This window comes from Anaerobacillus alkalilacustris, assembly GCF_001866005.1.
GTDB lineage: Bacteria > Bacillota > Bacilli > Bacillales > Anaerobacillaceae > Anaerobacillus > Anaerobacillus alkalilacustris.
This window is the reverse complement of the sequence record NZ_MLQR01000001.1, coordinates 682,715-708,178: the sequence shown is the minus strand read 5'-3', so window position 1 is coordinate 708,178 and position 25,464 is coordinate 682,715. Positions and strand designations below refer to the sequence as shown.

The 25,464-nt window shown below is 35.8% G+C and carries 23 protein-coding genes; 22 read left to right on the top strand and 1 reads right to left on the bottom strand.

The window, feature by feature from the left end:
• Positions 1-57 precede the first annotated feature (57 nt).
• The 17 genes from glmU to BKP37_RS03305 all read left to right on the top strand — a co-directional run bounded on the left by glmU (position 58) and on the right by BKP37_RS03305 (position 19,565).
• Positions 58-1,431: a bifunctional UDP-N-acetylglucosamine diphosphorylase/glucosamine-1-phosphate N-acetyltransferase GlmU gene (glmU, locus tag BKP37_RS03385; protein WP_071308275.1), complete on the top strand. Its 1,374-nt coding sequence runs from the start codon at positions 58-60 to the stop codon at positions 1,429-1,431.
• 28 nt (positions 1,432-1,459) lie between these two features.
• Positions 1,460-2,410: a ribose-phosphate diphosphokinase gene (locus BKP37_RS03380; RefSeq protein WP_071308274.1), complete on the top strand. Its 951-nt coding sequence runs from the start codon at positions 1,460-1,462 to the stop codon at positions 2,408-2,410.
• Positions 2,411-2,652: 242 nt separating this feature from the next.
• On the top strand, positions 2,653-3,285 hold the full coding sequence (locus BKP37_RS03375) for a 50S ribosomal protein L25/general stress protein Ctc (RefSeq protein ID WP_071308273.1): 633 nt from the start codon (positions 2,653-2,655) through the stop codon (positions 3,283-3,285).
• A gap of 133 nt (positions 3,286-3,418) precedes the next feature.
• Positions 3,419-3,976, top strand: coding sequence for an aminoacyl-tRNA hydrolase (gene pth / locus BKP37_RS03370; RefSeq protein WP_071308272.1), 558 nt, complete (start codon positions 3,419-3,421; stop codon positions 3,974-3,976).
• Between the two features lie 172 nt (positions 3,977-4,148).
• Positions 4,149-4,379, top strand: a complete 231-nt coding sequence (gene fin / locus BKP37_RS03365; RefSeq protein ID WP_071308271.1) for an anti-sigma-F factor Fin — start codon at positions 4,149-4,151, stop codon at positions 4,377-4,379.
• Positions 4,380-4,536: 157 nt separating this feature from the next.
• Positions 4,537-8,064 (top strand): transcription-repair coupling factor, encoded by a 3,528-nt coding sequence (gene mfd / locus BKP37_RS03360; RefSeq protein ID WP_071308406.1) that lies wholly within the window; start codon positions 4,537-4,539, stop codon positions 8,062-8,064.
• A 257-nt stretch (positions 8,065-8,321) separates the two neighbouring features.
• A complete protein-coding gene (gene spoVT / locus BKP37_RS03355; protein WP_071308270.1) occupies positions 8,322-8,861 on the top strand; it encodes a stage V sporulation protein T in 540 nt (179 codons plus the stop codon).
• Positions 8,862-9,136: 275 nt separating this feature from the next.
• Positions 9,137-10,726, top strand: coding sequence for a putative polysaccharide biosynthesis protein (locus BKP37_RS03350; RefSeq protein ID WP_071308269.1), 1,590 nt, complete (start codon positions 9,137-9,139; stop codon positions 10,724-10,726).
• 99 nt (positions 10,727-10,825) lie between these two features.
• Positions 10,826-12,286, top strand: a complete 1,461-nt coding sequence (gene yabN / locus BKP37_RS03345) for a bifunctional methyltransferase/pyrophosphohydrolase YabN (RefSeq protein WP_071308268.1) — start codon at positions 10,826-10,828, stop codon at positions 12,284-12,286.
• 65 nt (positions 12,287-12,351) lie between these two features.
• Entirely contained in the window at positions 12,352-12,627 is a 276-nt protein-coding gene (locus BKP37_RS03340) for an RNA-binding S4 domain-containing protein (protein WP_071308267.1), read from the top strand.
• 267 nt (positions 12,628-12,894) lie between these two features.
• Positions 12,895-13,203 (top strand): sporulation protein YabP, encoded by a 309-nt coding sequence (yabP, locus tag BKP37_RS03335; protein ID WP_071308266.1) that lies wholly within the window; start codon positions 12,895-12,897, stop codon positions 13,201-13,203.
• Positions 13,200-13,787 carry a spore cortex biosynthesis protein YabQ gene (yabQ, locus tag BKP37_RS03330; protein WP_071308265.1) on the top strand — a complete coding sequence of 196 codons (588 nt, stop codon included), beginning with the start codon at positions 13,200-13,202 and terminating at the stop codon, positions 13,785-13,787. The genes yabP and yabQ overlap by 4 nt, the downstream gene beginning before the upstream one ends.
• A 35-nt stretch (positions 13,788-13,822) precedes the next feature.
• Positions 13,823-14,203, top strand: coding sequence for an FtsB family cell division protein (locus tag BKP37_RS03325; RefSeq protein WP_071308264.1), 381 nt, complete (start codon positions 13,823-13,825; stop codon positions 14,201-14,203).
• Positions 14,204-14,273: 70 nt separating this feature from the next.
• Positions 14,274-14,747, top strand: a complete 474-nt coding sequence (locus BKP37_RS03320) for a S1 domain-containing RNA-binding protein (protein WP_071308263.1) — start codon at positions 14,274-14,276, stop codon at positions 14,745-14,747.
• 558 nt (positions 14,748-15,305) lie between these two features.
• Positions 15,306-17,744 (top strand): stage II sporulation protein E, encoded by a 2,439-nt coding sequence (gene spoIIE, locus BKP37_RS03315; protein WP_245712440.1) that lies wholly within the window; start codon positions 15,306-15,308, stop codon positions 17,742-17,744.
• 158 nt (positions 17,745-17,902) lie between these two features.
• Complete coding sequence (locus BKP37_RS03310; RefSeq protein ID WP_071308261.1) at positions 17,903-18,631, top strand: VWA domain-containing protein; 729 nt, start codon at positions 17,903-17,905, stop codon at positions 18,629-18,631.
• Positions 18,603-19,565, top strand: coding sequence for a protein kinase domain-containing protein (locus BKP37_RS03305; protein WP_071308260.1), 963 nt, complete (start codon positions 18,603-18,605; stop codon positions 19,563-19,565). Before BKP37_RS03310 ends, BKP37_RS03305 begins: the two co-directional genes overlap by 29 nt.
• A 194-nt stretch (positions 19,566-19,759) precedes the next feature.
• On the opposite strand, the gene BKP37_RS19880 is transcribed toward BKP37_RS03305, so the two are convergent.
• Complete coding sequence (locus BKP37_RS19880) at positions 19,760-19,915, bottom strand: hypothetical protein (RefSeq protein WP_169823072.1); 156 nt, start codon at positions 19,913-19,915, stop codon at positions 19,760-19,762.
• A gap of 42 nt (positions 19,916-19,957) precedes the next feature.
• On the opposite strand from BKP37_RS19880, the gene BKP37_RS03300 reads away from it, so the two are divergent.
• The 5 genes from BKP37_RS03300 to ftsH all read left to right on the top strand — a co-directional run bounded on the left by BKP37_RS03300 (position 19,958) and on the right by ftsH (position 25,346).
• A complete protein-coding gene (locus tag BKP37_RS03300) occupies positions 19,958-20,713 on the top strand; it encodes a threonine/serine exporter family protein (protein WP_071308259.1) in 756 nt (251 codons plus the stop codon).
• A gap of 16 nt (positions 20,714-20,729) precedes the next feature.
• Positions 20,730-21,173: a threonine/serine exporter family protein gene (locus BKP37_RS03295; protein ID WP_071308258.1), complete on the top strand. Its 444-nt coding sequence runs from the start codon at positions 20,730-20,732 to the stop codon at positions 21,171-21,173.
• Positions 21,157-22,548, top strand: coding sequence for a tRNA lysidine(34) synthetase TilS (gene tilS, locus BKP37_RS03290; RefSeq protein WP_071308257.1), 1,392 nt, complete (start codon positions 21,157-21,159; stop codon positions 22,546-22,548). Before BKP37_RS03295 ends, tilS begins: the two co-directional genes overlap by 17 nt.
• 180 nt (positions 22,549-22,728) lie before the next feature.
• Complete coding sequence (gene hpt / locus BKP37_RS03285; RefSeq protein WP_211271421.1) at positions 22,729-23,268, top strand: hypoxanthine phosphoribosyltransferase; 540 nt, start codon at positions 22,729-22,731, stop codon at positions 23,266-23,268.
• Between the two features lie 71 nt (positions 23,269-23,339).
• On the top strand, positions 23,340-25,346 hold the full coding sequence (gene ftsH / locus BKP37_RS03280) for an ATP-dependent zinc metalloprotease FtsH (protein ID WP_071308255.1): 2,007 nt from the start codon (positions 23,340-23,342) through the stop codon (positions 25,344-25,346).
• Positions 25,347-25,464 lie beyond the last annotated feature (118 nt).

Here is a 25,464-nt window from a genome sequence, read left to right as displayed (position 1 = left end):
AGACAACCGTTTTAAGATATATTCGTAATGGAAAAAAAGAACCGTTGGAGGATAGCTATGAACAATCGTTTTGCGGTAATCTTAGCCGCTGGTCAAGGGACTAGAATGAAATCCCGACTTTATAAAGTTCTTCATTCTGTTTGCGGTAAACCTATGGTACAACATGTAGTGGATCAAGTCTCCCAAATTGGGGTTGAAGAAACTGTTGTTATTGTTGGACATGGTGCCGAAAAAGTAAAAGAACAATTAGGTAACGGAGTAACGTACGTATTACAAGAAGAACAGTTAGGAACGGGTCATGCAGTTATGCAATCGGAGTCTTTGTTAAAGGATAAAGATGGAGTTACTATTGTACTCTGCGGTGATACACCTCTCATTACGAAAGAAACGATGGAAGAGTTACTAAATTACCATGAAGAACTTGGAGCAAAAGCTACTATCCTTACAGCAGAAGCTAGTAACCCTACTGGTTACGGGAGAATAGTACGAGATCAGAGTGGGGTAGTTAAGAAAATTGTCGAACAAAAAGATGCGTCAGAAGAAGAGCTTTCGATAACTGAAATTAATACAGGAACTTACTGTTTTGATAATAAAGCACTTTTTGAGGTGTTAAAATTAGTAGGAAACAATAACGCGCAAGGTGAGTATTATTTACCAGATGTTATTGAAATTTTACAAAAAGAGAACCAATTAATTGCGGCATACCAAACGAGCAGCTTTGATGAAACATTAGGAGTTAATGATCGTGTTGCCTTATCAAATGCAGAAGAAATTATGAAAAAGCGCATTAATGAAATGCATATGAGAAATGGTGTTACACTCATTGACCCTCAAAATACGTATATCGAGGCTGATGTTACTATAGGGAGGGACACTATTATTCTTCCTGGGACAATGTTAAAAGGAAAAACAATTGTAGGTGAAGATTGTCAAATCGGACCTAATACAGAACTAATTAATAGTTCGATAGGAAACGAAACTTTTATTAAACAATCGGTTGTATCTAATAGTGAAATTGGAAATCATGTTACTATCGGTCCTTTCGCACATATTAGACCAGAATCACAAATTGGTGATGAAGCGAAGATAGGTAATTTTGTAGAGGTTAAGAAATCTACATTTGGTAAAGGGAGTAAAGCGTCTCACTTGAGTTACATTGGTGATGCCCACATAGGCAATGATGTTAATTTAGGGTGCGGATCTATTACTGTTAATTATGATGGAACAAATAAACATTTAACAAAAGTTGAAGATGGAGCATTCATTGGTTGTAATTCAAATTTAATAGCACCGGTGACAATCGGTGTTAACGCATATGTGGCAGCAGGTTCTACAATTACTCATGATGTGCCAGGAGATGCATTAGCTGTTGCGCGAGAAAGACAAACAAACAAACCTGATTATGCCAAGAAGTTAAAAGGAAAAAAATAAGTATTTATTCATGGGGGTAAGTCCGATAATGGTCAAATATGATGATCCAAGTTTAAAAGTATTAACGTTAAATTCAAATCCAATGCTAGCAGAACAAATTGCAGAAAAGATTGGTGTTCCACTATCAAAAAGCTCAGTAGCGAGATTTAGTGACGGTGAAGTTCAAATTAACATTGAAGAAAGTATTCGAGGTTGTGATACATTCGTTATTCAATCGACTTCAGCACCTGCTAATGAACATATTATGGAATTATTAATCATGATCGATGCATTAAAGCGTGCATCGGCAAAAACGATAAATGTTGTATTACCTTATTATGGTTATGCACGTCAAGACCGTAAAGCAAGAGCTCGTGAGCCGATCACAGCTAAACTAGTTGCAAACTTACTGGAAACAGCAGGTGCAACTCGTGTTATTACATTAGATCTACATGCTACGCAAATTCAAGGCTTTTTCGATATTCCAGTTGATCAACTTCAAGCTGTGCCTCTTCTTTCGGATTACTTTAAAGAAAAGCAACTTGATGACATCGTAATCGTATCACCAGACCATGGAGGTGTAGTTCGAGCAAGAAAAATGGCAGATCGACTAAAGGCTCCAATTGCAATCATCGATAAGCGCCGTCCTAAGCCAAACGTATCAGAAGTTATGAACATTGTCGGCAATATTGAAGGTAAAACAGCTATTATTATTGATGACATCATTGATACTGCTGGAACAATTACTCTAGCAGCAAATGCATTAGTAGAGAGCGGAGCGAAAGAAGTTTATGCATGTTGTACACACCCAGTTCTTTCTGGTCCGGCGATTGAAAGAATTGCAAATTCAAAAATTAAAGAATTAGTTGTTACAAACTCAATTCCATTAAGTGAAGATAAATTAATTGATAAGGTTAAGCCGTTGTCTGTTGCTCCGTTATTAGCAAAAGCTATTATTCATGTTCATGAAGAAAGATCTGTAAGTGTACTTTTTGATTAAGTTCTTTATTTAATGAATAAATAGTTTACTAAATAGGATTTAATATAGTTATTGCTTTAAGAAGCTACGTTTAGTTGGGCGACATGGTTCTTGACTAGATGTAGCTTAAAGTTCACTTTTTAGGGGAATTCAAATTTACAATAATTTTGATTATGAAATTTTTTCATAGTAATTATTGGTTAAAAAGCCTCGGTAATGGGTACACCATATAAAGTAATGAAAAATTATGAGGTGAAAAAACAATGGGAACTATGTTGAAAGCAAGTAATCGAGATGAACTAAAAGGATCTGAGTTAAGGGCACTTCGAAAAGAAGGCAATGTCCCTGCAGTTGTTTATGGGAAAGGCCTCCCTAGTGAAGTGATTTTTGTGAATGGAATAGACTTTTTAAAGACAATAAAGGTTACTGGTAAAAATGGGATTATCTTTTTGGCAACGGATAGTGGGACTCATGAAGTAATCGCTAATGATATTCAAGTTGATGACTTGAAAGGTGATCTTATCCATGTTGATTTTTACAAAGTTAACATGAAGGAAAAGATGGATGCTAATGTACCGGTTCATTTAGTTGGTGAAGCAGCAGGAATTGCAGATGGTGGTATCATTCAGCAAACTCTTTATGAAGTTTCTGTTCGATCATTACCAGCTGATATACCTGAAGCAATCGAAGTTGATATTACACATATGATGATAGGTGACTCCTTACAAGTTAGGGATTTACCAGTTAGTAATAAATATGAAATCAACAATGAGCCAGAAGAAGGGATCATGTCAATTTTAGCACCAACATTAGCAAATGAGCCAGACGAACAGCAAGAAAAAGCTGATAAAGAAGAAGTCCAAGCTGAAGCTGAAAATTCAGCGCAAGAAGAATAAAATTTGTAAGGTATAGCCGTTAGGTTATGCCTTTTTATGTAATTAAGGATTTATTAAAGGAATTCATAAAGTTTTAGCGAATGTAGGGAAGATAGATATTTATGTGTTAGTGAAGGAAAGCGAGGAAATATAGGTGAAGTTAATTGTTGGACTTGGTAACCCAGGAAAAAAGTATGAGGATACTAGACATAATGTTGGGTTCCATGTAATAGACCAGTGTGCCAAAAACTTAAACATTACCTTAAATCAAGAAAAGTGGAAAGGTTTATTTGGCTATGAGACCATTGGTGGTGAAAAGGTATTTTTATTAAAACCGCTTACCTATATGAATTTATCAGGTGAAGCAGTTCGACCTTTAATCGATTTTTATAAAATCGATATCGATAATGTACTGGTTGTTTATGATGATTTAGATCTACCACCAGGAAAAATACGCCTACGGCAAAAAGGTGGTCATGGTGGGCATAATGGTATAAAATCATTGCTAGCCCATTTAGGTACCGAAAATTTTAAAAGGATTAGAGTTGGTATTGGAAGGCCTGAATCTGGAATTGCGGTAGCTAATTATGTTCTTAGTACTTTCCCCCCAACCGAAAAGCAAGATGTTCATGATTCTGTTCAACATGCAGCGAATGCTTGTGAAAGTTGGTTAAGTAAAGACTTCCTGAATGTGATGAATAGTTTTAATTAATAACTGCATAGAATACCTCCCTATCGTTCATACTATAATAAGAATTTTTCATGTCTTTTACTTTGTGTGTTTTTTAGTTAAAGTGGTTCTTCTCATCTTACTAAGAAGAGTGAAAAGAGACTTTTACATACTAAAGGCGAGAGAAAAATGTTATGATTAGGGAGGAATATTTATGACTATCCATTATCAGTGTCGCCATTGTGGGATTTCTGTAGGAAAAATAGAACAAAATCAAATAGAAGCTCAAAAATTAGGATTTCATCAGTTAGATCAATCTGAGAGAACTGAAATGATCAGATATGATGAAACAGGAGATATTCACGTTGATACGATTTGTGAAGACTGCCAGGAAGCATTAGAGCGAAATCCGCATTTTCACGAAAATCAAACGTTTATTCAATAATTCAGGGAAGTTAATATTTTGTACGAGACGCTTAGCTTTGGTGCCTACCAAAGCATTTTCGCTTTGGTTAAAACAAGTAATTGAATATGAGCGGAAGTTGAAAAAACATTTTTCGAGATAAAGAGGTACAATGTATATAAAGGGGGAGGCAAAAGCTTTGTTCGGTTTGAAAAAGTTTTTTTTACAAGATGATGATGTAAGAGCCGTTTTGGATGGTATTGAAGCTCAGTTGACTGAACAGATGATATCAGGGCTAACAGGCTCGGCAAGAACTTTATTGCTAGCTTCCATATTTGAACAATCGAAGCGACCACAATTAATAGTTACCAATAATCTATTTCAAGCACAAAAATTATATGATGATTTAGTTAGTCTTGTGGGAGAGGAGCTAGTTTATCTATATCCTGTAAACGAGTTAATCTCGTCTGAAATTGCTGTTGCTAGTCCAGAAATGCGAGGGCAACGAATAGAAGTTTTAAATTTTTTAAGTAAACAACAATCAACAGGAATCGTAATTGCGCCAATTTCAGGCTTAAGACGGTTGTTACCACCTAAAGATATTTGGAAACAGTCTCAAATAGTATTTAAAGTGGGCGATGAGATTAATGTTGAGCAAACACTAAAAAGATTAGTGCAGGCTGGTTTCCAAAGGTCTGATATGGTTTCTAGTCCGGGGCAGTTTAGTTTACGCGGCGGGATTATTGATATTTACCCTTTAACAGAAGAAATGCCTTTAAGAATTGAATTATTTGATACAGAAGTAGATTCAATTCGATTTTTTGACGTCGATTCTCAAAGATCTCAAAAACAGTTAAAACATATAAATATAGGACCAGCTCAAGAAGTTATTTTGGAAGAAAAAAACTATGAGTTAGGAGCGAAAAGGTTAAAGGAAGGTTTATCTACTACTTTAACAAAAGTAAAAAATGCAAAAGTTAAAGAAGCATTAGTAGATCAAATAAATTACGAAGTCGAGCTATTAAATAGAAAAAGTTCATTTGAAGGTATGTACAAATACATGTCTTTGTACTATGACAAAGTAACGACCCTCATTGATTATTTGCCAGAAAATGGTGTCGTTTTCATAGATGAAATTAGTCGTGTGCAAGAAATGGGTGTCAATCTTGAAAAAGAAGAAGCCGAATGGCAAACAACATTATTAAGTCAAGGTGCTATTATTTCTGAACTTACGATGTCAAAAAATTTGGATGAAATGATTCAACAGACAAACGTCCCATTTGTTTATTTTTCACTTTTCTTACGGCACGTTCCTCATACGAGTCCAAAAAATATAGTTAATTTCAACTGTAAAACAATGCAAAACTTCCATGGTCAATTAAACCTTTTAAAAAGCGAAGTAGATCGATGGTTAAAAGCAGAGTATAAAATTGTGATTTCTTCAGCTGATCTAGAGCGGGCTAAGCGAATGGAAGATATTTTGGAAGATTATAAGATTGGTGCAAACTTATTAGAAAGTTCTTCTGAACTTGTTGGTGGTTCATGTCAAATTACTGTGGGCCAATTAACAGGTGGCTTTGAGTTGCCTCTACAAAAGCTAATTGTGATAACAGAAGAAGAGATATTTACGAAAAAAACAAAACGACCAAAAAGAAAACAAAAGCTTTCAAATGCCGAAAGAATTAAAAATTATTCTGAGTTAAAAGTTGGAGACTTGGTTGTTCATATTAATCATGGGATCGGAAAGTATCTAGGTATTCAAACCTTAGAGATTAATGGAATCCATAAAGACTACCTCCATATTACGTATGCAGGGAATGACAAGTTATATGTTCCAGTTGAACAAATTGATCAAGTTCAAAAATATGTTGGTCAAGAGGATAAAGATCCTAAGATTTATGCTTTAGGTGGCACTGATTGGAAAAAAGTTAAGAAAAAAGTTCAATCTTCAGTTGAGGATATTGCTGATGACTTAATTAAGCTTTATGCAGAAAGAGAGGCTAGTGTAGGCTATGCGTTCTCAAAAGATAGTCTCGAACAAAGAGAATTTGAAGGATCTTTCCCGTATGAAGAAACCGAAGATCAGCTTCGTTGTATTCAGGAAATAAAAGAAGATATGGAAAAACAACGGCCAATGGATCGCCTACTTTGTGGTGATGTTGGGTATGGGAAAACAGAAGTAGCAATTCGTGCTGCGTTTAAGGCAATAATGGATGGAAAGCAGGTTGCATTCTTAGTTCCAACAACTATTTTAGCTCAACAGCATTATGAGACGATCCGTGAGCGTTTTAGTGACCATCCAATTAATATTGGCCTGTTGAGCCGTTTTAGAACAAGAAAAGAGCAAAATGAGACACTTAAAGGGTTGAAGTCAGGAGCCGTAGATATTGTGGTTGGAACACACCGCCTCTTATCTAAAGATGTTATTTATAAGGATTTAGGGTTGCTAATTATTGATGAAGAACAGCGTTTTGGTGTTACACATAAAGAGAAAATTAAGCAACTAAAAGCGAATGTAGATGTATTAACATTGACAGCCACACCGATTCCAAGAACATTGCATATGTCGATGTTAGGGGTTCGTGACTTATCGGTTATTGAAACTCCACCAGAAAACCGTTTTCCGGTTCAAACCTATGTTGTTGAATATAACGAAGGTCTAGTACGCGAAGCAATTGAAAGAGAGTTAAGTAGAGGTGGGCAAGTATACTTCCTATATAATAGAGTAGAAGATATTGCTCAAATGGCTGATAAAATTGCTATGCTCGTGCCGGATGCAAGAGTATCGTTTGCCCATGGAAAAATGAATGAAACTGAGTTAGAGTCTATTATTATTGATTTTCTAGAAGCGAACAGTGATGTTTTAGTAACAACAACGATCATTGAAACTGGTGTAGACATTCCAAATGTGAATACGTTAATTGTATATAATGCTGATAAAATGGGCTTGTCACAGCTATATCAGTTAAGAGGACGGGTAGGACGCTCCAATCGCGTAGCCTATTCTTATTTCACGTATCAAAAAGATAAAGTTTTATCTGAGGTTGCAGAAAAAAGGTTACAAGCAATTAAAGAGTTTACCGAGCTAGGGTCTGGATTTAAAATTGCCATGCGAGATTTATCTATCCGAGGAGCAGGAAACTTATTAGGAGCGCAGCAGCATGGTTTTATTGCTTCTGTAGGTTTTGATTTATATTCCCAAATGCTAAAAGAGGCAATCGAGGAACGTAAAGGAGATAAGGGAACAGAAGCTGTTCGAAACCAAGTAGAACTGGATCTAAACGTCGATGCCTATATCCCAGAGTCATACATTAATGATTCAAAGCAAAAGATTGATATGTATAAGCGTTTTAAGTCCATCGAGTCAAAAGAAGATATTGAAGATCTTCAAAGTGAGATGATCGATCGTTTTGGCGATTTCCCACAAGAAGTAAATTATTTATTAAAAATAGCTTCTATCAAATTGCTAGCTCAAAAGGAACAAGTAGAATCGATAACAGAAGACCCTCAACAATGTTCCATTGTCTTAACAGAAGAAGAAAGTCAACGTATTGATGGAGTGAAGCTTTTTGAAATGATTAGTAAAATGGGCCGTGAGTTTTCAGTCGGAACATCTGGGCAAAAAATAAAAATAAATATTAAAACAAAATCGTTTACATCAATACGATATTTGGAGATTCTCGAAGAAATATTAACAAAAATTTGGACAGTGAAAAAAGAAGAGTAAGTAACGACCTATTTCGTCATTTGACGATGCCTTTTTGAATAATGTTCACTAAAAAAGAAAAACTAAGCTTGCCGTGATAAAAATGGTAAAAGCCAGTTATTACAATTAAGCAAATAATTGAAGAAATGGTGAATAGTTCTTACTTAAAGAAGGATAATAAGACTAAGAATTAAGTATTAATTTCTTAGTTCTAAGCTAAAGAAATTGATTCCTTAACATCAAGTAACTACAACAAAGAAAGTGAGGCATCATCAGAAATGAAAGCTACTGGAATTGTACGTCGAATTGATGATTTAGGTCGTGTAGTAATCCCAAAAGAGATACGCCGAACGCTAAGAATTCGTGAAGGCGATCCATTAGAAATTTTTGTCGATAGAGACGGAGAAGTGATCCTAAAGAAGTACTCCCCAATTTCTGAGTTAGGTGACTTTGCCAAAGAATATGCGGAAGCGCTTTTTGAAAGTTTGAATCATGTCGTTCTTATAGCTGATCGCGATACATATATAGCTGTTGCGGGCGGTTCAAAGAAAGATTACTCTAACAAAAATATTGGTGAAATTGTTGAGACTGCTATGAATGACAGACAGTCTATCGTTCAAACAAGCCAGGGTGAATATAACATTGTAGGGGATTCTACCGAAGAGATTACATCATATGTAGTTGCCCCTATTGTAGCAAACGGTGATCCAATTGGTGCTGTAGTTATGTTATCAAAAAATGATCGAACAATGGGTGACGTTGAACAAAAATTGTCTGAAACAGCAGCTGGATTTTTAGCAAGACAAATGGAACAATAAAAGTAATAAATATAAGAGCCATTAGAAGGGTTATTGACCCTTCTTTTTCTATTTCCCTAAAAATATATCAATAAATTTTTTCCTGCTGGTTCCATCATACAAATTTGGAGAGCATTAACTATATTTAGTTAAATTGAAATGCTTCGGTATGGACTGGTGTGATTGAAAGAGTATGATTATGGAATTGGCTCATTTGATAAAACATTAGAAATACTTGGAGTTGAAACGGTATGCTATAATAGCAAGAGTTTTGTGAAAGGTTTAGGTGGAATAAAATGCAAAGCGAATTGAATAAAGGAAAGAAGCTATGGAAGGGTGCATTGTATTTGTCCCTCGCGGCGGTCGTGATAAAAATCTTAAGTGCGATTTATCGGGTACCATTTCAAAACATCGTTGGAGATGTAGGGTTTTATGTTTATCAACAAATTTATCCTATCTATGGAGTTGCGGTTGCTTTATCTACATATGGATTTCCGATCATTATTTCTAGGTTGATTTTAGAAAGAAAAAATGAGCGTCATACAATTATTAAGAGTGCTTTTTGGAGCTTACTAACATTCAGCTTTTTAGGCTTTATCCTTATTTATTTTACTACTCCAACGTTAGCTAAATTTATGGGCGATGAAAATTTAGAAACCCCTTTAAGAGCCGTTTCGTTTATCTTTTTTATCATCCCTTTTCTTTCTGTATTGCGAGGTTTTTTTCAAGGTCAGGAGGAAATGTTGCCAACAGCTGTTTCTCAAGTTAGCGAACAATTCTCTCGAGTATGTGCCATTTTATTTGTTACCTATATTTTTATCATAAATGGTTATGGACCCTATGCTGCGGGAACGGGAGCGGCAATAGCTTCAGTTATTGGAGGTTTTATTGGTTTTTTTGTCCTTTTATTTTATTATCAAAAATATAAAAAAACTGATCCACCTCTACACAACAAACGAATAAGTATGGACATAGTAAAAATCATTTTTATACAAGGGATTATGGTATGTCTGAGTAGTCTTTTATTGATTATTTTTCAACTTATTGATTCAATCACTGTATTAAGAATTTTACTCGAAAATGGGGTAGCTTTAGAAGTTGCAAAGGTATCTAAAGGAGTCTTTGATCGTGGACAACCTCTTGTGCAGATGGGTACAGTAATTACAACGTCTTTCTCTTTAATAATCGTGCCGCTTATTGCGAAAGTAAATTTAGAGGGAAAACAAGATTTAGTCAAAAAGTATAGTGGCCTTGCCTTTCGTATTAGCTTTCTCATAGGTGCAGCGGCCTCAATAGGTCTTGCAGTCATTATAGATCCTACTAATGTGATGCTTTTTAAAGACGATAAAGATTCTGTTGTGCTTGGTACTATGGGTATGGCGATATTTTTTACATCTATTTTTCTAACTACATCAGCTATTTTACACGGGTTAAACAAAGTTTATGTTACTGTTGTTCATGTAATAGTTGGTTTACTCGTTAAATTAATACTTAATCTTTGGTTAATTCCTGTACACGGTACATTGGGTGCAGCCATGGCTACGGTAATCTCATGTGCTATCTGTGCAAGTTTAAATTTCTATGTGTTACGAAAGAACAATGTTTTGCCGACGATACACTATCCAAGGGGAATTAAGACAATCCTTTCTTTGGTGGTAATGGGGTTAGTTACTTTTATATGGAAGCAAAGTAGTTTAATTATTTTTAATGATTTAGTCTATAGTCGAATTGGTAATGCATTTATTGCTATAAGTAGTGTAACCATTGGAGTTTTTATATTATTAATATTGATGATTATAAATAAGCTATTTTCAGAAGATGAGTTAGAACATATACCGAAAATTAGAAAGCTTGCAGCGTTTATGCAGTCAAAAAATAGTACATAACTAGGTTATTGTTATTAAAATGTTCATCAGGCTTATGTTGTTAAATTCAATAGAAATGTTATCTTATAAACTTAATACACATCTGGAAGGAGCAAGGTAATGGGGAAAATTGTTATTTTAGGTTTAGGGGCTGGAGACCTTAATCAAATGCCTTTAGGTATATACCATACGTTAATGAAGTCTGAAAATGTGTATCTCCGAACGAAAGAACACCCAGTTGTCGAACAACTTGAAGCTGAAGGATTTACTTATCAATCCTTTGACCACGTATATGAAAATAATGACCAATTTAAAGATGTTTATCAAGAAATCACATCCCAACTAATAAAAAAAGCAAAAGAAAAGGATATTGTTTATGGTGTTCCTGGTCACCCTTTTGTTGCTGAAAGTACTGTACAGTTACTAGTACAACAATCAAAAGAACACAATATTACTTTAGAGATAGTTGGTGGGCAAAGCTTTCTAGATAATATGTTTCAAGCCCTACAAATTGACCCTATTGAAGGCTGTCAAATTGTTGATGGGACGGCGCTTTTAAAAGCGGAAATACAAGTAAGACATCATATAATCATTTGCCAAGTCTACGATGCGTTTATTGCAAGTGAAGTGAAATTAACTTTAATGGATCTATTACCTGATGAATATGAAGTTACGATCGTCACTGCAGCAGGGAGTAGCCAAGAAGAGATCAAAAAGGTACCACTATATGAGTTAGATCGTGTAGCTATTTTAAATAACTTAACAGCCGTTTATGTACCACCGGTTAAAGACGAAACAATTCTTTATCGTGATTTTGAGAAACTAAGAGAAGTAATTGCTCACCTAAGAGGCCCTAACGGATGTCCTTGGGATAAAAAGCAGACTCATACCTCTTTGAAAAAATATTTATTAGAAGAAGCATATGAAGTTCTTGATGCTATTGATGAAGAGGATGAGGATCATTTAGCAGAAGAACTAGGTGATGTTCTCTTGCAGGTTATGCTGCACGCTCAAATTGGTGAAGATGAAGGAATGTTTTCGGTAGACGATGTTATTTCTTCTCTCACAGAAAAAATGATTAGAAGACATCCACATGTTTTCGAAGAAGGAAATTTATCTGATTCAGAAGAAGTTATTAAGAAGTGGGATGAAATTAAGCGACAGGAAAAAGAAACAAGTGGCCAAAGTGATCAATCGTTTTTATCAGGAGTTCCTAAAAGTATGCCTGCCTTATCGCGGGCAAGTAATCTTCAAAAAAAAGCAGCAAAAGTTGGCTTTGATTGGGATGAAGTAGCCCCGATTTGGATGAAGGTTCAAGAAGAAATTGCTGAATTTATGATTGAAACAAAGCAAAATAATTCAGAAAAAACAAGAAAAGAGTTCGGTGACGTATTGTTTGCTTTTGTTAACTTGGCTCGATATTATCAGATCGATCCTGAGTTAGCGCTCCACTCAACAAACGAGAAATTTTTTAACAGATTTGCTTATATTGAAAAAACACTACAAGAACGTGGGCTAACCTTCGCTGAAGTGGACTTGGCGTATTTAGATGCCATATGGGAAGAAGCGAAAAAGATGTAATTTGGTTGCTAGCATCAAAAAAATGTTTAAATCAACTGTAATCTAGTTAATTTGGGGGGATAAAATTGAGGTTAGATAAATTTTTGAAAGTGTCACGCTTAATCAAGCGTAGAACTCTAGCGAAAGAGGTTTCTGATCAAGGAAGAATTTCGATAAATGGGCAAGTTGCAAAAGCAAGTTCAACGGTGAAAATTGGAGATGAATTAAAAGTACGCTTCGGTCAAAAGATGGTAACTGTTAGAATTGATGATATTAAGGAAACATCTAAAAAAGATGAAGCAGCGACTATGTACACGATATTAAAAGAGGAACCAGTTCATACAACAGAAAATCAATTTTAGAAAAAGGAGATGACCTCGGTCACTCCTTTTTCTAAATATTAGTATAGAGAGAAATGCTACTAGGTCAGTCATTTCAGTCAAGCAACTGCTTTAATAACTATATGAAATACATCTCTGATTGCCTTTATGCACGGTTACTCGTCACACAAAACCTGCTTCTACGGTTACACTTTTTACAAAACACCGCTTTGAAAAAAGGCTTGTTCTATTCTTTAACTCGTTTACATAAATATAAGCGTAAATAGAGGATACGAGGAGGAATTTAGTATGGATCAGTATGAATTCGGCACTCCAATGGGGAGAGATAAAAAGATGAAAGAACATAATATTACTATGCGGGGGAGAAAACACTTAGATATTACAGGAGTAAAGCAAGTGGAAAGCTTTGATAACGAAGAGTTCTTAATGGAAACAGAATTAGGCTTTTTAGCAATTCGAGGGCACAATCTTCACATGAAAAACCTAGATGTAGATCAAGGTATTGTTTCTATTGAAGGAAAAATTTACGACCTTGTATATTTAGATCAGCAACAGAATGATAAGGCCAAAGGCTTCTTTGGGAAGTTATTCAAGTGAGTCTAACAGTTCAACTGCAAACCATGCTTATTATGGTGGCTATGGGTGGATGGCTAGGTATGGCTATCGACACCTATAGCCGCTTAATTAGAGGTCGTAAGTGGAAAAAATGGATTACAGTCATTAATGATAGTTTGTTTTGGGTTTTACAAGGGCTTATTGTATTTTATATTTTATTGCAAGTAAATGAAGGGGAAATGAGATTTTATATTTTGCTTGCTCTGTTGTGTGGTTATTCCTGCTATCGAGCTCTTTTATTTAGTATATATCTAAAGATTCTAGAAGCACTTATCTCAACAATTATTAAAACCTATAAATTTTGTAAAGCTGCTTTATTTATGCTTATTATAAATCCTACGAAAGAGTTGTTGAAACTTTTATACAAGCTGTGTATGATGATAATAAGTTTTACAATATCAGTCATATTTTTCCTTTTAAAAGTCATTTATACACCTTTCATTTGGATTGGTAAAGGAATTTGGAGGCTTTTGCCGAAGGAAAAAATCAAAAAATATAAAAGTAAACTAGGATTTTTAAGCAAAATAAAGAACTATATAAAACAACGGCTTAATAAAAAAGAGTAAGTTTATAATATAAGAGTCGTAAAAGGGTGATGAGGATGAATAGCGCACAACAAAGGAATGTAAGAGAGCTCAACTCTCATTACAATGAACAGCATGATAAGAAAATAGAGCAGAAGTCAATAAGTAATAAAGGACTTGTTCGTCGCCTTAGTGCCTTAGGTTTATTTGTTGCGACTGTAATGGTAGCTACAGTAATAACTCTACAATCACAACATACTGTTCTTAGTCAGAAAATAGAGAAAAAACAATATCTAGAGAATGAACTAGTTCAGTTACAGTTAGTGGAGAGAGATCTCATAGACGAAATAGAAAATTTAAATAGTCTTGAGTACATTGCAGAAATTGCTAGAAGAGATTATTTCTTAACCAAACCAGGAGAGATTATCTTTAAACTCCCAACTATTACTGCTGATTGACACTTGTTTTTTTTATCATGTATAATTAGATAGTATTATAATTATGTTTTTAAGGAGGAGCATTTTTTTCATGTCAATCGAAGTAGGCAGCAAGTTACAAGGGAAGGTAACAGGTATCACCCATTTTGGAGCATTTATTGAGCTGCCAGGTGGTATTACTGGGCTTGTTCACATTAGTGAGGTAGCGGATAATTATGTTAAAGACATCAATGAAATATTAAAAGTTGGTGACGAAGTTGAGGTTAAAGTTATTGCAGTTGAAAAGGACGGTAAAATTGGACTTTCAATAAGAAAGGCTAAGGAGCGTCCACAAGAAGAGCAACCAAGACCTCAAAAAAGGCCGCCACGTGATCGTGATCAAGAAAGACCAGGAAACAAACAATATGGATCTCGTAATAATGGCAATAGGAATAACCAAGCTCGTCCATCCCTTTCTTTTGAGGATAAAATGAATCGCTTTTTAAAAGATAGTGAGGAAAGACTTACTTCTTTAAAGCGTAACACAGAATCAAAACGTGGAGGTCGAGGTGCTAGACGAGGCTAACTTGCTGCATTTGACAATTGAACATAATAAATATCTTTAATATATAATAAAACACCCTTCGGAAAGAAGGGTGTTTTAGTTTTAAGCTAAGAAAGAATAAAATTTCTTTGCTTAAAAACTGTCTATCTCCAGGCGCCTACGAGCTTCGTCACTTCAGACAAGCAACTAACTTCAATCACTGCATGAGATCCTTCGTCGATTAACTTCACGCAGCTTTGCTCCTGCGGTTACTCGTCGCACGAAAACCAATTGCTCCTGCGGTTACTCGTCGCACGAAAACCTTTTTCCAAATTTCGCCTTTTCGAATTGGTTTTGTAGTACAATTCGAGATGCTTTTACATATACTAAAATTATTGTGCAATCTTTGAGTGTTTTTTTGACTAGCTTACTAGAAACGAGTCGAACACTTTTTTAGACAAGCTCTGTTGTTTTGACAAAAATTGAATGAAAGATCTGCTTATAATAGAAACACGATAAAAAAACGGGTGGTGGATATAAGTGTTTCGAAAAGTACTGAAAGCAGTTGAACCAATGAGAGGAACGGTACTGTCAAATTCAATGAATGGGGATAACTACCTAAAGGAAAGTGAGACGGATCGATTTGGCAAACTATTTTCACTTATCTTCTATAAATGGGGATTTTTAATTTTCATTATTGGATTTTTACTTGGACGGGCAATCATTTTATCAGAAATGCTACCTTTTATCTTGCCGTTTTTTGCAGCAATCTTTCTATTAAAACGTGAAAAGGCTACTATTGCTATGTTAGCTTTAATAGCCGGTGCAATCACGATTGATCCTATTAATGGTGGTTATGCTTTTGTTTCTATTTTAACTTTTTTATTTTTATATCGCTTATTTAATAGATTATATGACAACAAGTCAAGGTTATTACCATTTTTAGTCTTTGCTGCTATTTTTATTTCGAAAACGTTGCTTGCGTATGTTTTAGAAGGAACAATTACAAATTATGTTTGGTTAGTATCGGTTGTTGAGGGTGGTCTAAGTTTTATTCTGACGATGATTTTTATTCAAAGTGTTCCAATTATTACAGAGAGAAAGCGCAAACATTCTTTGAAAAATGAAGAAATCATTTGTTTAATTATTTTACTTGCTTCAGTTATGACAGGTACGATCGGTTGGATTTTTTACGGTATGGCAGCTGAAAATATATTAGCTAGATACTTAGTGTTAATTTTTGCTTTTGTCGGTGGAGCTGCTATCGGTTCAACAGTTGGAGTGGTAACAGGGCTAATTTTAAGTTTAGCGAGTGTTGCAAGTCTTTACCAAATGAGTTTATTAGCATTCTCAGGTTTGTTAGGTGGCCTATTAAAAGATGGGAAAAAAATAGGCGTTGGTATTGGACTCTTAGTTGGAACACTATTAATAGGCTTATATGGAGACGGGAGTGGAACCATTACATTAACCGTAATGGAATCACTAGTAGCTATACTTATATTTATAATAACCCCACGAAATTTAATTATGAGAATTTCTAAGTATATTCCAGGTACTGCAGAATATTGGAAGGAGCAACAACAATATTTACGGAAATTTAGAGATGTAACAGCTGGAAAGGTTGAACAATTCTCAACCCTATTTCAAACATTATCAAATAGTTTTTCTAACGTCCAAGTAGATACTGATGAGGAAGACCCAGAGCGAGAAGTTGACTACTTTTTAAGTAACGTTACGGAAAAAACATGTCAAATGTGTTTTCGAAAGGAGCAGTGTTGGACGAAAAATTTTGATAAAACGTATAATCATATGCAAGAAATTATGCTTAGTTACGAAAACGACCACCAAGTAAATAAACGGTTAAAAGCTGATTGGGAAAGATATTGTTTGAAGGCGGAGAAAGTAATTCATGTGATTCAACATGAATTAAATCAGTATCAAGCAGGAAAAAAATTAAAAAGGCAGTTACTAGAAAGTAGAAAACTTGTTGCAGACCAACTTTTAGGAGTTTCAAAGGTAATGGGCGATTTTGCGAAAGAAATACAAAAAGAAAGGGAAAATCTTCAAATTCAAGAGGAGCAAATACTAGATGCGCTTCGTGATGCAGGGGTAGATATTGGACATGTAGAGATATTCCAACTTGATGAGGGGAATGTAGATATTGAAATTAGTGTACCTACAAATGAACATGGGGAATGTGAAAAAATCGTTGCCCCGATGTTGTCTCATATTTTAGAAGAAACGATCGTAGTAAAGAAAGTTGATATAAACTACTACCCTAACGGTTATACGAATGTATCATTCGGTTCTGCTAAACAATTTGTTGTGGAGACTGGTATTGCTACAGTTGCTAAAGGTGGTGCATGGATTTCTGGTGATAGTTACTCAACGATGGAGATTGGGGCTGGTAAATATGCCGTTGCAATAAGTGACGGAATGGGAAATGGTGAGAGAGCTCATTTAGAAAGTAATGAAACATTGCAGCTTCTTCAAAATATATTACAGTCTGGCATAGAAGAAACAGTGGCTATTAAGTCTGTGAACTCAGTTCTATCTTTACGTTCTACCGATGAAATTTTCTCTACATTGGATTTAGCGATGATTGATTTGCAAGATGCTTCTGCAAAATTCCTGAAAATCGGCTCTACTCCTAGTTTTATAAAAAGGGGAGATAAAGTTTTTATGGTAGAAGCTAGTAATCTACCAATGGGAATTATAAATGAATTTGATGTCGATGTTGTCAGTGAGCAATTAAAGGCTGGAGATTTGTTAATTATGATGAGTGATGGAATTTTTGATGGTCCAAAGCATGTTGAGAATAGTGAAGCTTGGATGAAGCGTATCATAAAAGAAATTAAAGCAACAGAACCACAAGAAGTCGCTGATTTAATAATTGAACAAGTAATTCGTACAGGGGATAATAAAATAGATGATGATATGACTGTTGTTGTAGCGAATGTGAAAAGAAATTTACCGAGGTGGGCGACAATACCTATGTATCAGACAGTTGGATTAAATAGAAAGAAGAAAGCACTGTAGGCTTTTAAAGCCACTCCAGAATAAGATGAGAAGGTGGGTGAATCGTTGTTAAAGTTTGTAAGATACCATTTAATACTTAAATTCTGAATATTAAAGTATATTCCCTCCTAAAAAAGTGAATGATGGTAACATTCGTAAAAATGGAGGGGAAACAGCTTATGGGAAAAGGAACGTTAAAGCAAATACTATTATTAACCGATGGGTGCTCAAATCAAGGGGAAGATCCAATTGCTATTGCGGCCTTGGCTAAAGAGGAAGGAATAACTGTTAATGTTATTGGTGTAGTTGAAGATGACCAAATCAGTGAACAAGGTATAGAAGAAATTAAATCAATAGCTATGAGTGGTGGTGGAATTAGTCAAATTGTTTATGCAAAGCAGTTAGCAAAGACTGTTCAAATGGTGACAAGAAAAGCTATGACACAAACTATTCACGGGGTTGTTAATAGAGAGCTTACCCAAATACTAGGGCAAAACCAAGAAATAGAAGATCTGCCACCGGAAAAAAGAGGACAGGTTATGGAAGTCGTTGATGAACTAGGTGAAACAATGGACTTAGAGCTGTTAATATTAGTTGACACTAGTGCTAGTATGAAAAATAAACTAGTAATGGTTCAAGAAGCTCTAACTGATCTATCGATTAGTCTCAATTCGAGAGTAGGTACAAATCGTTTTTCATTGTATTCATTTCCGGGGAAACGAAAAGCTGTTGACAAATTAGTCGGTTGGACACCGAAAATTGAATCTCTAACTGGTGTATTCCATAAGCTATCTCTAGGTGGTATTACACCTACAGGTCCGGCATTACAAGAAGCTATCTCCATGTTTCCAAGAAAAAGTAGAAGGAGTCTGATTTCTGATGAGTATCAAGAAGAGTCAGGTATGTAATTTATCTCCTAATACAAAAATTTTAGGGAAATGGCACAAGCAGCCTTACAAAATAGTAAAAGAGCTTGGTAACGGAGCGACAGGTTCTGTTTACTTAGCAGAGTCGCCAAAAGGGTTGGTCGCTTTGAAAATAGGTTTAAACAGTATGGCAATTACTTCAGAGGTAAATGTCCTCAAGCATTTTTCCAAGGTCCAAGGGCAAATCCTTGGGCCTTCTTTAATCGATGTCGATGACTGGGTAACTCAAGAAGGGACCTTTCCTTTTTATGCCATGGAATATTTAAAGGGACAAGGACTTATCCCTTTTATGCAAGGGAAAGGAAGCGAGTGGGTTGGAATTCTTATTGTACAACTTCTTGGTGATTTAGATCGTTTACATCAAGCAGGTTGGGTGTTTGGTGATTTAAAGCCTGATAATTTAATTGTTATCGGACCTCCAGCGCGAGTGCGTTGGATTGATGTAGGTGGCACAACATTATTAGGGCGATCAATTAAGGAGTATACGGAGTTTTTTGATCGTGGTTACTGGGGTTTAGGAACACGTAGAGCTGAGATTACGTATGATCTCTTTAGTGTCGCTATGATCATCATCAATATATGTTACCCTAAGCGTTTTGAAAAAAACGGCGAAGGCTTGAAGCAGCTGAAGGAAAAAATTGAAAAGCAATCTACTTTAAAGCAGTATGATTTTGTTCTTTTAAACGCATTACAGGGTAAATACAGCAATGCGCAGCTAATGAAAAAAGATGTTATTAGTGCAATTAGTAAAAGTAAGTCATCTTTTACCAAGTCCTCGATGAAACAACCTAAAAAACCAACAACTACAAACAAAGACTCAAGGGGAGAAAAATCAAATGGACTTATCGAAACATTTTTATTTGCCTCTTTCCTTCTATTAGCATATATCCTATACTTATTTGGACAAATGATGTAGAATTGTTTTTTTAACAAGGTAAGAAAGCATAAAATTTCTAACTCGGAGACTGTCTAGCGCAAGCAGCCTACGAGCTCGGTCACTTCAGTCCTTTTCGGAAGCCAAAGAGCGGCTTCTGTCAAAGGCCTTCCAGTGACTTTCGCTCGTGACCAAGGCGCTTGCGCTTTTCTTACAGTATCAGAATTAATAAATTTCTAACTTGGAAACTGTCTAGCTTCAGCGCCTACGAGCTCGGTCACTTCAGTCCTTTTCGGAAGCCAAAGAGCGGCTTCTGTCAAAGGCCTTCCAGTGACTTTCGCTCGTGACCAAGGCGCTTGCGCTTTTCTTAGTGGCGTAGGGTGTTTAATCATTACATAACAATTCTACATTTTCTTAAATAAGGGAGGATTGGAATGGGCAAGGCTGATCAAATGATGGACGTGTGTTTGCTTGCGGGTGAAATAATGCTTACATACGGGGCAGAGACATATCGTGTAGAAGAAACATTAGAGCGAATGGCTAATGCTGCTAATTTAAAAAATGTACATAGCTTTGTTACAACAACAGGTATTTTTCTCTCTTTTGAAGAAGATGGGCGAGGCGACATTATGCAGATGATTCGTATTGATGACAGGAATTATGATTTAAACAAGGTATCACTTGTCAATCAAGTTTCTCGTGAATTTGTTACTGGTAACCTAACTACTGAACAAGCCTATTTAGAGCTTAAAAATATCGCAAGTGCAAGGCTTGCATATCCAATTTGGCTTATACATATAGCTTCTGGAATTGCAGGGGGGGGATTTTCCTATTTATTTGGTGGTGGTATCAAAGACTCCCTTCCTGCTTTTATTGCTGGGATAACGGCAAGCGTATGTCTGATCGAGGTTGAAAGATATTTAAAGGTGAAGTTCTTTGCTGAGTTTATAGCTGCTTTTATGGGTGGAACCGTGGCGATTGGTCTCGTTTACTTTGGACTTGGTACCAACTTAAATCAAATAATTATTGGTACGTTAATGCCTTTAGTCCCTGGAGTTCCATTAACTAACGCGGTAAGAGATTTAATGAGTGGAGATCTTGTTGCTGGGGTTAGTCGCGGAGCTGAAGCAACCATCACATCCTTATCTATTGCCACGGGTATTGCCTTGGCAATAACATTATTTCTGTAAAAGCTAGGTGTATAAAATGATAATAGAATTGATTGTTTGTTTTTTTGCTACTGTTTCCTTTGGAATTATTTTTAGTGTTCCTAGAAAATCACTTTTAGTAGGTGGATTTATTGGGATGCTTGCCTTTGGTATTTCTCGTACACTTCCAGAGTATGGTGTTACCGCTATATTCGCAACAAGTATTGCTTCTATTACTGCGGCGACACTAGCCCACTTTCTTGCAAAAAAATTTCGGATTCCGGCTACCGCGTTTACAATTCCAGGGATTATACCATTAGTACCCGGAAGTAGAGCGTATTATACAATGTTAGCATTTGTTGAAGGGGATTATTTAGGTGGTTTGCAATTAGGGATTGAGACGATGTTACAAGCAGGAGCGATAGCAGCAGGCGTAGTATTTGCCTTATCTGTATTTTCATTAGGGAAGGGGAATAGTTACCGTTATGAGGCAAATCGTTAATCGTTTCATAAAGAAACATTCGCTACTACTTAATGGCGAGATCGTTATCGTTGGAGTTTCTGGGGGCCCAGATTCTATTGCTCTCCTTCATTTCTTAAAAGAACAGGAGCATAGTTATAACCTTACCTTAGTTGCAGCTCATGTAAACCATATGCTCCGTAAAGAAGAGGCGGAGTTGGATTATATGTTCGTTCAGCAATTTTGTGCTGAAAGTGGTATTGCTTTTGAGGGTGCAAACATAGACGTTTTATCATATCAACGTACGCACAATGTTAGTACTCAAGTCGCTGCACGAGAGTGTCGATACCGTTTCTTTCAAGAGGTTATGATGAAGCATGCTGCAGATAAGCTTGCTTTAGCACACCACGGTGATGATCAAGTAGAGACTATTCTCATGAGGCAAGTACGAGGTGCATATGGAGCCGGTTTAGCTGGTATACCTGTAAGAAGACGGTTTTCCACTGGTGAAATTATTAGGCCGTTTTTATGTGTTTGTAAAGATGAAATTAATACTTATTGTGAAACCCAGAACCTTGCTTCACGTCTTGATCAAAGTAACCTATCATCAAAATACTTAAGAAATAGGATAAGAAATAAAGTATTACCTATATTAAAAGAAGAAAACCCATCGGTACATCTTAGATTTCAACAGCAAAGTGAGTTAATGTTAGAGGATCAAATATTATTAGAAGAACTTGCTGAAACAGAAATCCGTAAAGCATTCATCCGAACAAGGGACAAGGAGCTAGTACTTTCTATAACTACTTTCAATCATATTGCTGTCCCTTTACAAAGAAGAGGCTTTCAACTAATATTAGATTATCTTTATAAAACAAACATGCCTGAAATTACCACTATACATATTGAGGAGTTTTTATCTTTCTTGAAAAATTCTCACCCTTCTGGACAAATACAATTTCCAAAAGGGTTAACCATAAAGAAATCTTATGACGAATGCACGTTTACTTTCAACCGAATAACACAGACTACTAGTTATCAATTTGATTTCCCGATACCAGGGATTGTTACAGTGAAAAAGGGTAATATAATTGGAGAAGTGCTTGAAGCTCTCCCTAATGTTAACCTTAATGAAAATGCCATAGTATGTGATTTGGAAAAGTTAACCCTTCCTCTAACGATACGTACACGTAAAAAGGGTGATCGTCTCTCATATAAAGGGCTAAAAGGAACTAAAAAATTGAAAAGCCTATTTATTGATAATAAAGTTGAACGAGAAAAAAGAGATGATTGGCCAATTTTGGTAGATGGTAATGGTGAGATTGTTTGGGTACCAGGTTTAAAGAGGTCCACTATCGCAACTATTTCTAGCGAGACAAAGAAATTTCTTTTGGTATATTATAAAGAAGGTAATTGAAGTTATATAAGTTTACATACTAAGTTGAATGATAAAAGCATTGCTATGGGGTTATCCTTATTACTCTTTATGAAGGCCAAAAGGTATACTGGTAAGAAAACTTAAGGCTACTACAGCATTGGGAACTTGGTGAAATGTTTTTATTTTACATTTATTTTAGGGGGTTATTTTTTAGTCATGATGAAAGATGAGATTAAAGAGGTATTGATATCTGAAGAGGAAATTCAAACGAAAGTTAGAGAATTAGGTGCTAATTTATCTAAAGAATATAGTGAAAGTTTTCCTCTAGTGGTTGGTGTATTAAAAGGAGCAATGCCTTTTATGAGCGACCTTATTAAAAGAATGGACATCCACTTAGAGGTGGATTTTATGGACGTTTCTAGTTATGGAAATGAAATGGTTTCATCAGGCGAGGTTAAAATCATAAAAGATTTAAATACATCCGTAGAAGGAAGAGACGTACTAATTGTTGAAGATATTATCGATAGTGGACTAACATTAAACTATTTAGTTGAATTGTTTCATTATCGTAAAGCAAAATCTGTTAAGGTTGTAACATTGTTAGATAAACCAGAAGGTCGTAAAGTAGATTTAACACCTGATTTGGCCGGGTTTATAGTACCTGATGAGTTCGTTGTTGGGTATGGATTAGATTTTGCAGAGCGTTATCGAAATTTGCCGTATATCGGCGTATTAAAACCAGAGGTTTATCAAGGGTAATTGATTGTGAAAAACTATACTTTTATGGTAATATTATCTAAGCTTTATTTGTCAGCGGGAGGAGGTAAAGGATGAATCGAATTTTTCGAAATACAATCTTTTATTTATTAATCTTTTTAGTCATTGTTGGGATCGTAAGTTTTTTTAATGGACCACCAACAGAGACAGAGGAAATGACTTATGGTGATTTTCAAACAAGGTTAGAAAATCGTGAGGTTGCCAACATTACAATGCAGCCAGAACGAGATGTATACGTAATTCGTGGTCAATTGAGAACAATGGCTGAGGATGAATTCTTCATTGTAAACGTACCTATATCTGATATTGCCATTGAACAAGTTCTCGAAACTGCTAAACTGGGTGATACAAGGTTAGAAGTATTAAAGGCCGAACAAACAAGTGGTTGGGTAACGTTTTTTACATCTATCATTCCATTTGTGATTATCTTTATTTTATTCTTTTTCCTACTTAGTCAGGCACAAGGTGGCGGAAGCCGTGTTATGAATTTTGGAAAAAGTAAAGCAAAGCTTTATGACGATAAAAAGAAGGCGAAGTTCAAGGATGTAGCTGGTGCTGATGAAGAGAAGCAAGAGCTCGTTGAAGTCGTAGAATTTTTAAAGGATCCTCGTAGATTTGCAGCTATCGGAGCAAGAATTCCAAAAGGTGTTCTATTGGTTGGACCACCGGGAACGGGTAAGACGTTACTTGCTAGAGCGGTAGCTGGTGAAGCCGGAGTTCCATTTTTCTCAATAAGTGGTTCAGATTTTGTTGAGATGTTTGTAGGTGTCGGTGCATCTCGAGTTCGTGACTTATTTGAGAATGCAAAGAAGAATGCTCCTTGTATCATTTTTATTGATGAGATCGATGCAGTTGGTCGTCAACGTGGAGCTGGTTTAGGTGGAGGACACGACGAACGTGAGCAAACACTAAACCAATTGCTAGTTGAAATGGATGGTTTCGGAGTTAATGAAGGTATTATTATTATTGCTGCTACAAACAGAGCTGATATTTTAGATCCTGCATTACTTCGTCCGGGACGTTTTGACCGTCAAATTTTAGTTGGACGACCTGATGTTAAAGGTCGAGAAGAAGTATTGAAAGTTCATGCTCGAAATAAGCCACTTGCTGAAGATGTAAATCTTAAAACGATTGCTACTCGTACACCTGGTTTTTCTGGAGCAGATTTAGAGAATCTACTTAATGAAGCAGCATTAGTGGCAGCTCGTCGTAATAAGAAGAAAGTTGATATGAACGATATTGAAGAAGCGATTGATCGTGTTATTGCTGGTCCAGCCAAGAAGAGCAGAGTTATTTCTGAAAAAGAGAAAAACATCGTAGCTTATCACGAAGCTGGTCACACCGTTGTTGGAGTGAAACTTGAAAGTGCTGATATGGTACATAAAGTAACCATTGTCCCACGTGGTCAAGCTGGTGGTTATGCTGTAATGCTTCCGAAAGAAGATCGTTACTTTATGACTAAACCAGAATTATTAGATAAGATCGTTGGGCTTTTAGGTGGTCGTGTTGCTGAAGAAGTTATCTTTGGTGAAGTAAGTACTGGTGCACATAATGATTTCCAACGAGCGACAGGTATAGCTCGTAAAATGGTTACAGAGTATGGAATGAGTGACAAGTTAGGTCCAATGCAATTTGGGACATCTCAGGGCGGCAATGTTTTTCTAGGTAGAGATATTAATAATGATCAAAATTATAGTGATGCGATTGCTTATGAAATTGATCAGGAAATGCAACGAATTATTAAGGAATCCTATGAGCGTTGTCGTACGATATTAACTGAAAATAGAGATAAGCTTGAGCTTATTGCAAAAACGTTAATGGACGTAGAAACTTTAGATGCAGAGCAAATTAAATCATTGATGAATGATGGAAAGCTACCAGAGAAGCATCATTCAAATAATAATCATGAAACAGCGACTTCCTCAACGGAGAGTACAGAAGATGTGAAAGTAAACATTCACGCTAAAAAAGATGAAGCTCCTCCATCAAATGGTGAAGGAGAACAGGTAACAACTGACAACTCAGAAGATAAGAATGAAGAAGGCAACAAAAAAGAATAACAAAAATTAAAAAGGTGTCTACACTAGGACACCTTTTTTCTACTTTTCATTTTGCTAAGGCTTTATATCGAAAGTAAACTAAGTTAATTTTGAAAAAGTTTTAACGGTTTTAAAAGAT

What these genes read in the sequence shown, in the direction of transcription:
- tilS (WP_071308257.1), top strand. Translation starts at nt 21,157, where the DNA reads ATGAGGCAAATCGTTAATCGTTTCATAAAGAAACATTCGCTACTACTT.
- BKP37_RS03375 (WP_071308273.1), top strand. Translation starts at nt 2,653, where the DNA reads ATGGGAACTATGTTGAAAGCAAGTAATCGAGATGAACTAAAAGGATCT.
- BKP37_RS03310 (WP_071308261.1), top strand. Translation starts at nt 17,903, where the DNA reads ATGGGAAAAGGAACGTTAAAGCAAATACTATTATTAACCGATGGGTGC.
- BKP37_RS03350 (WP_071308269.1), top strand. Translation starts at nt 9,137, where the DNA reads ATGCAAAGCGAATTGAATAAAGGAAAGAAGCTATGGAAGGGTGCATTG.
- spoIIE (WP_245712440.1), top strand. Translation starts at nt 15,306, where the DNA reads ATGAATGGGGATAACTACCTAAAGGAAAGTGAGACGGATCGATTTGGC.
- hpt (WP_211271421.1), top strand. Translation starts at nt 22,729, where the DNA reads ATGAAAGATGAGATTAAAGAGGTATTGATATCTGAAGAGGAAATTCAA.
- BKP37_RS19880 (WP_169823072.1), bottom strand. Translation starts at nt 19,915, where the DNA reads ATGATTAAACACCCTACGCCACTAAGAAAAGCGCAAGCGCCTTGGTCA.
- BKP37_RS03325 (WP_071308264.1), top strand. Translation starts at nt 13,823, where the DNA reads ATGAATAGCGCACAACAAAGGAATGTAAGAGAGCTCAACTCTCATTAC.
- yabP (WP_071308266.1), top strand. Translation starts at nt 12,895, where the DNA reads ATGGATCAGTATGAATTCGGCACTCCAATGGGGAGAGATAAAAAGATG.
- BKP37_RS03300 (WP_071308259.1), top strand. Translation starts at nt 19,958, where the DNA reads ATGGGCAAGGCTGATCAAATGATGGACGTGTGTTTGCTTGCGGGTGAA.
- BKP37_RS03305 (WP_071308260.1), top strand. Translation starts at nt 18,603, where the DNA reads ATGAGTATCAAGAAGAGTCAGGTATGTAATTTATCTCCTAATACAAAA.
- yabN (WP_071308268.1), top strand. Translation starts at nt 10,826, where the DNA reads ATGGGGAAAATTGTTATTTTAGGTTTAGGGGCTGGAGACCTTAATCAA.
- ftsH (WP_071308255.1), top strand. Translation starts at nt 23,340, where the DNA reads ATGAATCGAATTTTTCGAAATACAATCTTTTATTTATTAATCTTTTTA.
- BKP37_RS03295 (WP_071308258.1), top strand. Translation starts at nt 20,730, where the DNA reads ATGATAATAGAATTGATTGTTTGTTTTTTTGCTACTGTTTCCTTTGGA.
- BKP37_RS03380 (WP_071308274.1), top strand. Translation starts at nt 1,460, where the DNA reads ATGGTCAAATATGATGATCCAAGTTTAAAAGTATTAACGTTAAATTCA.
- spoVT (WP_071308270.1), top strand. Translation starts at nt 8,322, where the DNA reads ATGAAAGCTACTGGAATTGTACGTCGAATTGATGATTTAGGTCGTGTA.
- fin (WP_071308271.1), top strand. Translation starts at nt 4,149, where the DNA reads ATGACTATCCATTATCAGTGTCGCCATTGTGGGATTTCTGTAGGAAAA.
- BKP37_RS03320 (WP_071308263.1), top strand. Translation starts at nt 14,274, where the DNA reads ATGTCAATCGAAGTAGGCAGCAAGTTACAAGGGAAGGTAACAGGTATC.
- glmU (WP_071308275.1), top strand. Translation starts at nt 58, where the DNA reads ATGAACAATCGTTTTGCGGTAATCTTAGCCGCTGGTCAAGGGACTAGA.